This is a genomic window from Seinonella peptonophila (assembly GCF_900129355.1).
GTDB lineage: Bacteria > Bacillota > Bacilli > Thermoactinomycetales > Thermoactinomycetaceae > Seinonella > Seinonella peptonophila.
In genome coordinates this window covers 1-12,947 of record NZ_FQVL01000007.1, presented here as the reverse complement: position 1 = coordinate 12,947, position 12,947 = coordinate 1, and the positions used below count along the sequence as shown (strand labels likewise).

The following is a 12,947-nucleotide window of genomic DNA, read 5'->3' as shown; positions in this document are numbered from 1 at the left end:
ACTACTTTCCAAAATCAAATGTTTTCACCTGGTAGACAAAGTCATGCGATCTGCTCGCGATCGTGGTTCTCGACGACTCGCCGATCATCCCTCTCACTCATTGGAGTTTCTCTACAGCCTGCTAACATCAAAAGTCTTATCTTCTTCTTTCCTATCTAGACTTGGTTGCTTTGCTTGTCCTTGTTTCCGTTGATGGCGATAGCGTACCCAAAGAATCACGACCACAAAGTAAGTGAGGTAGGCACAAAGTTGTTCAATCGAAGGTTGATGTGTGTAGCCTAGCAATGCAGAAAAGAAAATTCCAACATTGCCACTTATTAAGGGAGCGGTTCCGTGTTCACGTATATACTGAGCTTCATCAATTGGACTTTCTGGCATCAACCAAGATAGATCAAAGACATGCGGCATAGCAGAAGGAAGGTGCTTTAGATCTTGCAGCATGCCAAGTGCATTCACTAGGAACCCTGCTGCAATCAGCAGAATAACCGACCCAGTCACCCGAAAAAAAGTCCGTAATGAAAAACGCGCCATCCCACGAAAGAATAAAAAGGCGAGGACAATTCCACCGATTAATCCAATCAAGGCACCCCAACTGGTCAAAACACGGTCAATCTGCCCTTGCGAAATAGCAGCAAAGAAGAAAACCGTCTCCACACCTTCACGCAATACAACAAGAAAGGCATGCATCACCATTCCTATAGCGCTACCCGTCGTTAATATCACATCCAAACGCTTCTCCATCTGACCTTTTATATCCTGGTTTTGATCTGCCATCCAAAATACCATTTGTGTCAACAGAATACAGGAAATAAGTAAAATACTAATTTTTAAATAGATTTCGCTTCCCATTGTTGCATACGTATTGAGAAGTAACTGAAAGAGTAGAGCAACGATTAAGCTAGCAATTACGGCTGTTCCAGCCCCTGTCCAAACCCATTTATTCCACTTTTCCTGGTTGACTCGTTTGATATAGGAGGTAATCAAACCCAAAATTAACATCGCTTCAAATACCTCGCGAAATGTTATGAAAAACGCCTGAAAATGGAGCGATGTTGACATGTATACTTGACCTCCTAACAGTAAACAATCATTATGATCCATTGAAAATGATAATAGTTATCAATATCGACCAAACATATTATATTTTTAAATGTTTTTCAGGTCAATAAAAAATCCCCACAGAAAAGTTGAGTCATTGTGTAGAAAAGGTAAGGTTCTGTCAATATTTCACACTTCATCTCCGTTTTAGACTATGAAGATGTATGCAACATGTTTTCTTTAGAATACTACAAGAACTATTTTATAGTTTCACTTGACTTAGTCATATTATTAATAGTAATGTTATTACTATGAAGAAGCCAATTAGAAGATCCCCGATTGCTTTAGCGATTTTAGCTTTATTGATCAGAGAACCCATGCATCCATATCGTATGCAACAGTTAATCAAAGAAAGAGGAAAAGATATCGTTATCAATGTCCATCATCGGACAAGTATCTATCAGACAATCGAACGTCTCTTGCGTGATGAAGCAATTCAAGTGATGCAGAAACAGCGACAACCCGGAAAACCCGATTTTACTATCTATACCATTACAGATCGAGGAAAAGAGACTGTCTATAAATGGTTGCGCGAGATGTTGTCGACCCCTAAAGATGAATTTTTTGATTTTCCAGCAGCGATCTCTTTTTTGGCGTTGTTACCACCAGAAGAAGTGATTAAGGAACTCCAAAAAAGAATCTCGATCTTACAAACGAAACTAGAGAATTCACGAAAATCCACGAAAGAATCCATAGCTGATGGACTACCCCGTCTCTTTCTGTTGGAAATTGAATATCAACAGGTTTTACAGCATGCAGAGTTGATGTGGTTAAAGGATATCGTTCAATCTATTCAGAGCCATCAGATATGGTGGGATCGTGAGTGGCTGGAGAAGATAGCCCAAAAATTCACATCGGCAGAAGAGGAGTGATTCTATTGTCAGATAAGGGCTATAAAGGGATCGGTATGGAAGGGATCATTGCGACTTGGTTTGCTCAGTCACGGAAGAAAAGTATGGATGAATTTGTTAAAGAAGCGAAGCGCATTCGGGAGATGGTTCCTGAACCTGCTTCCATTTTAGAAGTAGCTCCTGGTCCAGGGTTTCTTTCGACTGAGTTGGCCAAATTAAGTCATGAGTATCAGGTGACAGGACTGGATATAAGTAAAACTTTTATCGATCTTGCCCGCAAGCATGCCTTACAAGAAAACGTAGAAGTGACTTTTCTGCTCGGCGATGCCGCTGATATGCCGTTAGACACGGAGACTTTTGATTTTATCACATGCCAGTCCGCATTTAAAAATTTCTCTAATCCTGTCGCCGCTATTAATGAGATGTATCGCGTTCTAAAGCCAGGCGGCAAAGCTTTGATCGTCGATTTGCGAAAAGATGCTTCAAAAGCAGGAATCAAACAACATGTTAACCAAGAACTAAACTTAGGTGTCGTCAATCGGCAGTTTACCAAGCTCGCTCTTTACCAATTGTTAAACAGAGCTTATACAAAAGCTGATTTTATCAAGATGATCGATGAAAGCTCTTTTACCTCTTATCAAATCGAAAAAACATCAATTGGAATAGAAATTTTACTAGTAAAAACAGGAACTGAGCAGAATTAACCTGAACGTACATTAAAAGAGCCCTCCATATAGGAGAGGCTCTTTTAATGTAGTATTATTTATTTTGCATGTTCTTTTATTGACTGAAAAACTTGCTCTAATGCTTGATCAGTTTCAATTTTACTCATATTTTCTATGTATATTTCCTTTGATTCAAACAACTGGTTTAATTGCCCAAGAAAACGCTCTTCTGTTAGTTCTTCTTCCTCGATCACATCTGCAAAACCTTGTTTTTGAAACGACTTTGCATTTAAGATTTGATCACCGCGGCTTGCCGCCCGTGAAAGTGGAATTAACAACATCGGTTTCCGCAGAGAAAGAAATTCAAAGATTGCGTTTGAACCAGCGCGTGAGACAATCACATCAGCTAAATGAAGTAGGTCTGGCAATTCTTCATTTACATACTCATACTGTCGATATCCTTCCACATCTAGATCTGGAGCTAGTTGGTTTTTTCCACATAAATGAATCACCTGAAAGCGCTCTGTTAATGCAGGCAGATTATGACGAATCAATTCGTTTAACTTCTGCGAACCTAGGCTGCCGCCCATCACCAATAGGACAGGCTTATCTCCTGTGAGCTGACAAAACTGTCTGCCACGGTCTGCATCGCCACGCTTTAATTCATCACGAACAATCGCACCAAGATACTGGGTTTTGTTCGATTTGACATAATTCGCTGTTTCAGGGAAAGTTGTAAATACTTTACTTGCAAAAGGAACGGCTAATCGATTGGCTAAACCGGGTGTTAAATCCGATTCGTGAATCAGAACAGGCACACGATTTAACCATGCCCCGATCACGACTGGAACTGTTACAAAGCCACCCTTTGAAAAAATAACATTTGGTTTATGACGTCGAATTACACGATAGGCATCCCAGATTCCTTTTAATACTTTAAAAGGGTCTTTTAAATTTTCTAAGGAAAGATAGCGTCGTAATTTCCCTGTTGATACCCAATGGTAATGAACATCATCTAATTTCTCTACTAATTCGCGTTCAATTCCTTGTCTGGAACCGATATAATGCGTTTCCCAACCCTCGCGTTGAAACTTTGGAATCAGCGCTAGGTTTACAGTAACATGTCCGGCAGTTCCTCCACCGGTAAATAAAACTTTTTTCATCATCTGTTAGTTTCCTCACTTAAACATATAATTCTCCATTTTAATGCAAAAACAAAAAATCACAAACACTTTTCACTCATTCATGTCATAACGAACTGCAAAAGGCGTTTCTTTTTTTCTGATTTGACCATCAGATGCTAATCGATCCAACTCTTGTTTTAGCCTTTTTACATCCCAAGATAAAGAGAATTCCTTTTGAAGTGTTCCGATCACCTGTGTAAAGTCTGTTTCAAAAATAGGAAATTGTTTTTTTAAATATCGAAGTACTTTTTCATCCTGATGTTGCGTCGCTTGGATTAATTCATCAAAAGGATTAGAAATATGTGGACTCTGTGTATGTGCTGCTCGAATGCGAATAAAGACAGTCCGCCCGATAATGGCAGAGGATACAAAAGCATCACCAGAGCGAAGATATGGAAGTCTTTTTCCTTCTTCTTGCGTGAGATCAGTCTCTTCGCGAAGTGTAGCAATATCGGTTCCCCGGACGGTTCGAAAAACAAACTTCGTATTGAGCTGTGCTGTTATGGTTTCATCTAAGAGAGTAGGACGCTGTGTCGCCAGAAATAAGAACACCCCATATTTTCGACCTTCTTGTGCAATCTCTTTTAAGATCGATTTTGCAGGCGAATCAAAGCCCTTTGGCGCAAAATTGTGTGCTTCATCGGTTACAGTCACAAATGGAGGAAAGAATTCTCCTTCTTCACCATTGGTTTGTGCATCCTTAAATTCGCGCCGCTTTCGATATAGCGCACCAATCACATATGTAGTAAAAACTTGTAAGACCCAAGTACTACCTTGGACAACGACTAACTTTCCTTGTTCCAATCCCCGCTCAATTTCGCGAATATCTTGCTGAAACAAGCCTGCTTGTTCTAAACGATTCAGACGCCAATGAATCCCCTTAACAGAGGCCGCTGGCAATGTACCATATTGTTGTAATAGTTTTAATAAATCTTGAATTCGATTCACTTCGACCGGTGTGAGTTCATCTTGTCTGAGCTGTCGTTCTAGTCCTGCTTTTCCTTCTTCTAATGCTTGTACTAAGTTATTGATCCGATCACTAAACGAGGCATAGGAATCTCTTCTTTTATGCAATGTTTGGATGACATTTACCATCGACTCACTTAGATGACCAGCAGCTCCCAATAAATCTGTCACATCACGTGTGGAAAGATCACTAAAAGAAATACCCACTTCTCTACCTACTTGCACGACTACCGAGCGATCCTTCACCTTACTTGCTTGCTTTTCACTTTCCGGAACTGTATCACGAAAATCCATTTCAAAATGGGGGTCAAAGACAATCGTAGGAATACGTAATTTCATGAGCTCTTCCAGCATCACCCGTAAACCAAACGATTTACCAGAACCTGATCCACCAAAAATACCGACATGTGGATATTGCTGCATTTTTTTGATATCAAAGAGAAAAGGAACGCCTCTTTGTTGACGATATTCTCCCTGTTCCATCATTAACACTTGTTGCTGAAGATCAGATGTTAGTGTGTCGTAAAGCGACTCTGTTCCTCTGATTTCGCCGAGTAGCATGCCCTGTTCAGGAGTCGTCTGCACGAGTAAATGTCGCACTTCCGCAAAGTTAGGCAGTCTAACACTTGAACCCGTACTAATGGGAAATGGTGCTTCTTCAAACAGACGAACCTTCGCGATGTTGATTTCATCTGCTTCAATGTCATAGCCCATTTTCTCTAATGTATCGATCACTTGCGCATCTACAATGGAACGATCAAATCCCATCGGAATCAACCGATTGTAGGCCATTGTTTCAACCACTTCACCCTTTGGATCATCAAGAATTTCATCTTCAATTACAAGTATTTCATTGATACGAAATTTACGTTCTCTTGAGACGATATGTACTTCTTGTTGTGTAGTGACACCGACCACTTGCATATTTATGTCCTCCTTCAAATCATTCGATCATTGCGTTTTAACATCAACAGATGATGACGGATATCAGGATCAATATATTCTTCGATCATTGTACTTACTAGCGGGTTCGTAACTCTGACTTGATGGTCAACGATATCAAGCCAGTAGGGAATTCCTCTCCCTTGTTTTGGCGTAAGGCTGTATACCAATTGAAAAATCATAGATATGGCATCCTCTTGGCTTTTTAAACCATCAATACCAATAGGAATTGGACTGGAAGCAGTTCGCATCGCTACTTTCCAAAGCTGACTGCCAGCTGGGCTCCAATCTTCCCATATAAAGACTTCACCCTGTTTCAAAACACCATACAACAGATCACGATCCGTCCAGGTTGGAAATTCAGGGGCTATTTCTTGGACGAGACGATGTGTATTAATTTCTTCAGCAACGCCAATTAGCAGGGCATTTTCACGTTCTGCATCCCTCATGAGTTGATTCCATTTCTCATGATCATCGATCATAAAATGTAATAGTGATCCATCCATCATCACCACTCGGGGTTTCCAATGTTCAATTGCATAGGAGGCTACTTGTAATTCCAAAGCAGAAAGCAATGCTCCACGTTCTTGGGCTTCGCGAGCTGCTTGTCCTTCTTGAAATCCTAGAAAATTGGGTAAAAGAGGGGTCTGAACGTCTGCCATCCACTTTTCTTCCCCTTTCGTACCTTTGGCTAGAGCCTGAAAGACAGAAATCGTCCGCAAAGGACTTCCAGGAGTTGAATTAACCGAGCCATCCACTCCGATCATCGTCCGATCGCCTAGCCACTCTTTTGCTTCCTCAGGTGACCATGCTTCCACAGCATAAAAAGTGCCTAATTCAGACAATTTTCGACGCGCTTGTTGACGGTTCATTGCTTGTGTTGGATAAACTTCCCTTAATGAACGATTGATTTCCCTTAATTTTTCCTTTAGTTCTTTCGAAATAGGTAGCATGATTTTCGACTCCTTCGACATCATTCATCATGATTCAGCTATTTACTCTTCTTTTGGTATAAAAATCAATCATTAACTTCTTTAAGAAATTTTCTACAAAATTACCTTCTGTTATATTGACTGGAATGGGAATCACTGGTATGATGTTTGTATGTTGTTCGTTGTCGAAATTTGACGGCAATTCAAAGAGAGATTTTATTTACTTATTTGAATACACATTGAGGGGAGACCAGCATATGCTTAAATCAACCGGTATTGTTCGTAAAGTGGACGAGTTGGGTCGTGTAGTAATCCCTATCGAATTACGTCGAACATTAGGGATTGGTGAAAAAGACGCGCTTGAAATTTACGTTGATGGTGAGCGAATTGTTCTTAAAAAATACGAACCTGCTTGTATCTTTACCGGTGAAGTTGACGAAACAATTCGTTATAAAAATAAAGTAGTAAGCAAGAAATGCATTGAAGAAATGTATGACCTTTTAAACACCGAAAAAATTCCTGCTGATTAAGTAGATGTCATTATATATCATAGCTAATACAATTCCGGCAGATTGATTTGCCGATACACATATGATGAAAACGAAGCGTGCATCTTGATATGTTTCTTATCATACAATGATCCTTACTTTATAAGTATAAATAAGACTTTAACAACGGAAGCATATACCCTTTGTTCGTGTATAGACATACAGCGAGGCCATTACTCACCTCGCTGTTTCATATTTTGGTGATACTGGTTATAAACCTCTCGTTTTGGCAGGTGACGTTCATCGCTCACCTGCTGGATGGCCCCCTTCTTACTCTGTCCTTGTTTCATATAATGGTCAACATGATCAGAAAGCGAAAGACCATTCCACCAAGCATTCTCCTCAGCTTCATTCAAACCATTCATTCGGATAACGATTGTATACTCTCCACGGGAACCTTCTTGCTGAATATACTCACAACATTCAACCACATTCCCACGCAACCATTCTTCATAGCGCTTTGTCAACTCTCTAACGACGACTACCTCACACTGATCACCACAAACAGATTGTATATCCCTAAGCGTATCGACCATTCTATAGGGTGATTCATAAAAGATAGCGGTTACTTCTAACTGATTCAATTGATGTAGAATACTTTGCCGTTTCTTCTGTGTCCGTGGTAAAAAACCATAAAATAAAAAAGGCTGAACAGGTAGCCCTGAGCCAATTAAAGCTGCTAAAGCTGCATTTGCCCCGGGAACAGGAATCACGTCAATGCCTTGTTCCACTGCTGCCGCGACCAATTTTTCGCCTGGGTCGGAAATGGCAGGGGTTCCTGCATCGCTTACAACTGCAATTTGACTCCCTTTCTTTAAACGGTCTATCAATGAATGAAGCTGTTGTGTCTCGTTATGCTCATGCAGACTGACTAAGGGAGTCGAGAATTGAAAATGATTGAGTAGTTTGCGGGTATGTCTGGTATCTTCTGCCGCGATCAAATCTACTTCTTGAAGAATATTTAATGCTCGTGTACTCATATCCTGTAAATTGCCAATAGGGGTAGCAACCAGATAGAGTTTTCCCCCTATACTGTCAAAACTCTTCTGGATTTGCATAAATTTGACCCCCTTTTTCCGCAATTAACTGCCATTTCTGCTGTCGACTCAATTGTCGAAGCTCATGTTCTCGTTTTAAAGCCCACGACTTTCCTTCTCCCCGCTCCAAGTATCGCAAACGAACGGGTAGCCGACTGCGCGTATACCTTGCTCCTTTTCCAGCTTGATGCTTTGCAATCCGTTCCTTGATTCGGTTGGTAATGCCTGTGTATAAAGTTCCATCCGCGCACTCTAACATATAAACATGATATCGATTCGTCATCCGAATCCATTACACCTCACTGGGATGTCTTATTTAAAAAAGCTAAGCAAAAGAGACAATCACCTTCTGTACGGAGTCGTCCATAATGGACGTTACATATATGAAACCCTTCATCATGTAATCGGGTTAAGTTATGATGCCCTTGTCCAGGATCATCTTCCTCCCCTGGATCACGCGGAACTGACTCTGTGTTTTGATCTGCCTCCTCTGTTTGCCTTCTTTCGCGTAGATTTTGGTTTTCCATTGTTAATAGTGTATTTTCCTCGATCAATGCAACAATCTGTTCTTTTAAGCCACCTAGTTCCTGATATAATTCGCCGATTTGTTCTTCTACTTGTGCCACTCTTTTAAAAATCGCCTGTTTGTCCAAACCTCCACCCTCAATCTGTTTCAGTATTGCCCATTATACAGAAAATGGTTTTCTGAATAGACCCCATTGGGAATACCTCCGAGCCCATGCGGATGGTTTTTTCTATTCATAGGTTACCTGTTCCCTTTCTTGGGTTTCAACCTCTTCTAATGGATACTCTTCAGTACTTCCCGATTCAAATAATTTTACCTGCACCCTTTTTTCTAAAAGATTTAAGACAACAACCCGTCCATCTCCATCAGGAGTGACAACTTGTTGACCAATATCTGGCATGCGTTCTTTGATATTCTCGTATGAATCATTTTCAAACTTTAAGCAACACATCAACCGCCCACAAAGACCAGAGATTTTTGCAGGATTGAGTGATAGACTTTGGTCTTTTGCCATTTTTATCGAAACTGGCTCAAAATCTCCTAAAAACGACGAACAGCAGAGCACCCGACCGCATGGCCCAATTCCGCCAAGTAACTTCGCTTCATCCCGCACCCCAATTTGTCTCAGCTCAATCCGTGTTCGAAAAACGGATGCGAGGTCTCTAACCAGTTCTCGAAAGTCAACACGGCCTTCTGCAGTAAAATAAAAGATGACCTTATTTCGGTCAAATGTATATTCTGCATCAACTAGTTTCATCTCTAGTTGGTGCTGGTTGATTTTTTCTTGGCAAATCTGCAAAGCGCTTTTCGCTGCTTGATCATTCGATTGAAGTTGCTCTAAGTCCTCGTCTGTTGCAACTCGAATCACTTGCTTGAGCGGTAATACCACTTCATCTTTATTTACAAAGCGAATACCGAGAACCACTTCCCCACATTCAATACCACGAACGGTCTCGACAATCACATGATCATGCTCATTTATATGAAAATCACCTGGATCAAAATAATATATCTTTCCAGCCTGTCGAAATCGAACTCCAAGCACTTTTAACATGCTATCCCTCCTGACACGTATGCCTTGAGCTATAGCAGACCTACAGGTCGGTACAATGATGACAAAATGAGTCTACTTTTGCCAACGTGCCAAGCCAACTTGTGGTTTGCTCCCCTCGAATCAATCAATCTATCTATTCTCTTTGATTCCATTCTAACATCGTCTATTCCTTTTGAGCAAACTCAGATCGCTTCCATCCCTAAAGAAGATGGGAAATTTGAGCCTCTAAATCAGACCAAATCATGGAAAATACTTGTTCACGAGATTGATCTGCTGCTATCTTTACAAAACGTTGGGGCTGCTTTGCCGCTAATTGTAAATACCCATCTCTCACACGTTGATGAAAATCTTGCTCTTTTGCTTCTTGTCGATCCAACTGTTGACCCCGCTTTGATAACCGTTCACGACTTTTTGAAACACTTACATCAAGCAAGTATGTACGATCAGGCAAACAGCCAGCAATGGCAATTTGATTCACTTGAAGTACATCATCAAACTTTGCACCAGCACCAAATGCCTGATATGCAATACTAGAATCAACAAATCGATCACAAAGTACCACTTTTCCCGCATCTAAAGCTGGTCGAATAACTTCTTCAATGAGTTGAGCACGAGCAGCAGCAAATAAAAGCATCTCTGTTTTGATCGTCATCATCTGAAACTGTGGATCTAATAAGAGTGATCGGATTTGATCACCAATCTTGGTACTACCAGGTTCCCTCACTGCTATAAATGGAATATTTAGTCGATTAAATGCTTCGCTGATGCGCTTCACCTGTGTTGTTTTTCCTACCCCCTCAGGCCCTTCAAATGTAATAAATCTTCCCTTGCCCATTCAGCCCATTCCCTTCAACCAGACCCATACCTGTGGGCCGTTTTCTCTTTCTTCAATCCCATGAACACGATTACATAGCGCTAGATAAGTTTCGATCAATTCAATATGCTCGGCCGTCCATCGCTCCCCAGGAACTAATAAAGGAACGCCAGGAGGATACGGTACAATCAACTCAGCAGACAAATGTCCAACAGCTTCTTTTAAATCCTTTTTCTTACGGTCATGATGCTGCCAATTTGAAAAATGAAATGACTGTCGAGATATCTTTGGCATTTTAGGGAGAATTGGTTTCTTTTTTCTTTTCCTATAGAATAGTCCAAGATGAACTTCTTGTAAAATAGAAAACAAATTTTTCAGATCATTTTCTGTTGTTCCTAGGGTAAAAATAAATAGAGTTCGTTGATGATCTGCCCATTCAGCATAGACTCCTCTATCTTCAAGCATAGAAAAGAATTCAAACCCACTTACTCCCTCCACTTGTAGCGAGAATTTAAATGGATCTTGTGGTAATCCTTCGATATACTCTTCATAAAGCGGCAATGAGACAACTTGCCTCCGAAACGCATCCAACAACGGAAGTATGGACTCGATTTGCTCTTTTCCTAGTGTCGCCATGATCCGTCGTGCCAAATCTAACGAAATCATCAATGGATAGGATGGACTACTTGATTGCATGATTCGCAGATAATGCCTGACCATCTCTTGATCAATACGATCTCCTTGCAAATGCAACATGGAGGCCATTGTCATCGCTGGTAACATTTTATGTGTAGATTGAACGACTAAATCTGCTCCAGCCTGAAGCGCAGTCGTGCCCAAGCCAGGATGAAAGGATAAATGCGCCCCATGTGCTTCATCTACAAATAAAGGAACATGATATTGATGGCAAAGTTCGGCAAATAGCCCAAGAGGCTGAATTCGTCCTCCATATGATGGGCTTGTCAGCATGACAGCACCGATCTCGCCTTGATGTGCTTGTAACAGCTTTTCGATATCACTCAGATGAAAGTGAGGAGGTAATACAATTAACTCTGCTTGTCCGATCATGGCACCATGAAAGAGTGATTGGTGACTATTTCTTTGAATCACTACTTTTTTTCTACCTGTGGCCGCAGTCATCATTGCTACCAAATTCCCCACCGTACTTCCGCCGACTAGAAAGAATGTTTTATTTGCCCCAAATGCTTCTGCTGCTAATTGCTCTGCTGCTAATATGGCTCCCGTAGCATGATGGAGATCATCTAATTCCCCAATTTCTGTCAAATCAATTTGTAATACTCGATGAAAAACGTTTTGTGCTTTTGGATCAAAGTGTAGACCTTGTTTATGACCTGGAACATGGAAATTTCCGTTAGCATGGGCAAGATGTTTTTGAGCTGCTTCCCACAACGGTGCGCGCGTTTGATCCAATTTTTTCACTCCCAATAAAAAAAGAGTACTACCCAATATTGGGCAAGCGCTCTATGAACTAAGACTTATTTTATCATGGAAGAATGGGCTCCCATAGCTTTTTCAATTGACATAAATAGAACAGATAAACTGGATCATCGCATTGTAGTCCAATAATTTGTTTTTCACATGGTTCACAAATAACATGAGCTAGTACTTGAATGCCTCTGTTTGCATGACGAGATCGACAAATCGTACAGACAGGAGTATGTCTTTCCTTCATCACATCGCCTACTTTCCTACACCCATTTTCCCTTCATTTTGGTCAGAATAGAGGGAAAATATACACTCCCGATACCGTGCATTTTAGTCATTCTTTCCATCGTATTGCTTTATACCGTCCATCATTCCTTGCTTGAACTTCCTCACATATTTTTTTTTTGATTGGACAAACTAGACTCCTGAATCGCTAAGTTTTATATCGACCCATTGCCATGTAATCAACTTAAAATCAATATTTCACTAAAAAATAATGAAGTCATTTGATAACAATATGGAGTGATTCAAATGGACGCAGTAAGCGGGATGATTTCATTTGTTTTTTACATCTTTATCCCCTTCCTTCTCATCCTTCGAGCGCTCTATGTGCTACTTAAATTAAGAAGTCGCAGATTAGAGCAAGAGCAAGCTAAAAAGACTTCTGCAAGAACTACTTATATACAAGTCAAAAATAAATCACTATCCTCTCGAATCAAAAAAGACCCTTCTCAAATCTAAAGAAGGGAAAATAAAAACACCCTATCTCTAATAGAGATAGGGTGTTGGTTGCCTGGCAACGTCCGACTCTCCCAGGGGCGTGAGCCCCAAGTACCATTGGCGCTGGAGGGCTTAACGATCGTGTTCGGGATGGGAACGAGTGG

Annotated in this window: 15 protein-coding genes and 1 rRNA gene; 4 read left to right on the top strand and 12 right to left on the bottom strand. The window is 40.7% G+C overall.

Annotated features, from left to right (window positions below; all coding sequences use genetic code 11):
- Positions 1-111: 111 nt before the first annotated feature.
- Complete coding sequence (locus BUB71_RS11755; RefSeq protein WP_073155035.1) at positions 112-1,059, bottom strand: FTR1 family iron permease; 948 nt, start codon at positions 1,057-1,059, stop codon at positions 112-114.
- A 290-nt stretch (positions 1,060-1,349) separates the two neighbouring features.
- On the opposite strand from BUB71_RS11755, the gene BUB71_RS11750 reads away from it, so the two are divergent.
- Entirely contained in the window at positions 1,350-1,970 is a 621-nt protein-coding gene (locus BUB71_RS11750; protein WP_073155034.1) for a PadR family transcriptional regulator, read from the top strand.
- 5 nt (positions 1,971-1,975) lie between these two features.
- Positions 1,976-2,653: a class I SAM-dependent methyltransferase gene (locus tag BUB71_RS11745; protein WP_245815589.1), complete on the top strand. Its 678-nt coding sequence runs from the start codon at positions 1,976-1,978 to the stop codon at positions 2,651-2,653.
- A gap of 59 nt (positions 2,654-2,712) precedes the next feature.
- Here BUB71_RS11745 and BUB71_RS11740 read toward each other — a convergent pair whose 3' ends face one another.
- From BUB71_RS11740 to BUB71_RS11730, 3 genes are all read right to left on the bottom strand, one after another.
- On the bottom strand, positions 2,713-3,780 hold the full coding sequence (locus tag BUB71_RS11740) for an undecaprenyldiphospho-muramoylpentapeptide beta-N-acetylglucosaminyltransferase (RefSeq protein WP_073155033.1): 1,068 nt from the start codon (positions 3,778-3,780) through the stop codon (positions 2,713-2,715).
- 69 nt (positions 3,781-3,849) lie between these two features.
- Positions 3,850-5,688, bottom strand: coding sequence for an ATP-binding protein (locus tag BUB71_RS11735; RefSeq protein ID WP_073155032.1), 1,839 nt, complete (start codon positions 5,686-5,688; stop codon positions 3,850-3,852).
- Between the two features lie 14 nt (positions 5,689-5,702).
- Positions 5,703-6,659, bottom strand: coding sequence for a DNA double-strand break repair nuclease NurA (locus BUB71_RS11730; protein WP_073155031.1), 957 nt, complete (start codon positions 6,657-6,659; stop codon positions 5,703-5,705).
- A gap of 236 nt (positions 6,660-6,895) precedes the next feature.
- On the opposite strand from BUB71_RS11730, the gene BUB71_RS11725 reads away from it, so the two are divergent.
- Positions 6,896-7,168 (top strand): AbrB/MazE/SpoVT family DNA-binding domain-containing protein, encoded by a 273-nt coding sequence (locus tag BUB71_RS11725; protein ID WP_073155030.1) that lies wholly within the window; start codon positions 6,896-6,898, stop codon positions 7,166-7,168.
- 191 nt (positions 7,169-7,359) lie between these two features.
- Here the strand turns inward: BUB71_RS11725 and rsmI are convergent, their stop codons facing one another.
- The 7 genes from rsmI to BUB71_RS11690 form a co-directional block, all read right to left on the bottom strand.
- Positions 7,360-8,244, bottom strand: coding sequence for a 16S rRNA (cytidine(1402)-2'-O)-methyltransferase (gene rsmI, locus BUB71_RS11720; RefSeq protein WP_073155029.1), 885 nt, complete (start codon positions 8,242-8,244; stop codon positions 7,360-7,362).
- Entirely contained in the window at positions 8,222-8,506 is a 285-nt protein-coding gene (locus tag BUB71_RS11715; RefSeq protein WP_073155028.1) for a GIY-YIG nuclease family protein, read from the bottom strand. Before BUB71_RS11715 ends, rsmI begins: the two co-directional genes overlap by 23 nt.
- A 16-nt stretch (positions 8,507-8,522) precedes the next feature.
- Entirely contained in the window at positions 8,523-8,876 is a 354-nt protein-coding gene (yabA, locus tag BUB71_RS11710; protein ID WP_073155027.1) for a DNA replication initiation control protein YabA, read from the bottom strand.
- Between the two features lie 102 nt (positions 8,877-8,978).
- Positions 8,979-9,803: a PSP1 domain-containing protein gene (locus BUB71_RS11705; RefSeq protein WP_073155026.1), complete on the bottom strand. Its 825-nt coding sequence runs from the start codon at positions 9,801-9,803 to the stop codon at positions 8,979-8,981.
- A 199-nt stretch (positions 9,804-10,002) separates the two neighbouring features.
- Complete coding sequence (gene tmk / locus BUB71_RS11700) at positions 10,003-10,638, bottom strand: dTMP kinase (protein ID WP_073155025.1); 636 nt, start codon at positions 10,636-10,638, stop codon at positions 10,003-10,005.
- A complete protein-coding gene (locus tag BUB71_RS11695) occupies positions 10,639-12,048 on the bottom strand; it encodes an aminotransferase class I/II-fold pyridoxal phosphate-dependent enzyme (protein WP_139279079.1) in 1,410 nt (469 codons plus the stop codon). It abuts the gene before it with no gap.
- 73 nt (positions 12,049-12,121) lie between these two features.
- Positions 12,122-12,310, bottom strand: a complete 189-nt coding sequence (locus BUB71_RS11690) for a sigma factor G inhibitor Gin (RefSeq protein ID WP_073155221.1) — start codon at positions 12,308-12,310, stop codon at positions 12,122-12,124.
- 284 nt (positions 12,311-12,594) lie between these two features.
- Here BUB71_RS11690 and BUB71_RS11685 point away from each other — a divergent pair, with 284 nt between their 5' ends.
- Positions 12,595-12,804, top strand: a complete 210-nt coding sequence (locus BUB71_RS11685; protein WP_073155024.1) for a hypothetical protein — start codon at positions 12,595-12,597, stop codon at positions 12,802-12,804.
- Positions 12,805-12,854: 50 nt separating this feature from the next.
- On the opposite strand, the gene rrf is transcribed toward BUB71_RS11685, so the two are convergent.
- Positions 12,855-12,947, bottom strand: a 5S ribosomal RNA gene (gene rrf, locus BUB71_RS11680); the annotation flags it as partial.

Bases quoted from the DNA above. Each gene is read 5' to 3' on its own strand.
- BUB71_RS11755 (WP_073155035.1), bottom strand. From the start codon at position 1,059: ATGTCAACATCGCTCCATTTTCAGGCGTTTTTCATAACATTTCGCGAG.
- BUB71_RS11750 (WP_073155034.1), top strand. From the start codon at position 1,350: ATGAAGAAGCCAATTAGAAGATCCCCGATTGCTTTAGCGATTTTAGCT.
- BUB71_RS11740 (WP_073155033.1), bottom strand. From the start codon at position 3,780: ATGATGAAAAAAGTTTTATTTACCGGTGGAGGAACTGCCGGACATGTT.
- BUB71_RS11735 (WP_073155032.1), bottom strand. From the start codon at position 5,688: ATGCAAGTGGTCGGTGTCACTACACAACAAGAAGTACATATCGTCTCA.
- BUB71_RS11730 (WP_073155031.1), bottom strand. From the start codon at position 6,659: ATGCTACCTATTTCGAAAGAACTAAAGGAAAAATTAAGGGAAATCAAT.
- BUB71_RS11725 (WP_073155030.1), top strand. From the start codon at position 6,896: ATGCTTAAATCAACCGGTATTGTTCGTAAAGTGGACGAGTTGGGTCGT.
- rsmI (WP_073155029.1), bottom strand. From the start codon at position 8,244: ATGCAAATCCAGAAGAGTTTTGACAGTATAGGGGGAAAACTCTATCTG.
- BUB71_RS11715 (WP_073155028.1), bottom strand. From the start codon at position 8,506: ATGACGAATCGATATCATGTTTATATGTTAGAGTGCGCGGATGGAACT.
- BUB71_RS11705 (WP_073155026.1), bottom strand. From the start codon at position 9,803: ATGTTAAAAGTGCTTGGAGTTCGATTTCGACAGGCTGGAAAGATATAT.
- tmk (WP_073155025.1), bottom strand. From the start codon at position 10,638: ATGGGCAAGGGAAGATTTATTACATTTGAAGGGCCTGAGGGGGTAGGA.
- BUB71_RS11690 (WP_073155221.1), bottom strand. From the start codon at position 12,310: ATGAAGGAAAGACATACTCCTGTCTGTACGATTTGTCGATCTCGTCAT.
- BUB71_RS11685 (WP_073155024.1), top strand. From the start codon at position 12,595: ATGGACGCAGTAAGCGGGATGATTTCATTTGTTTTTTACATCTTTATC.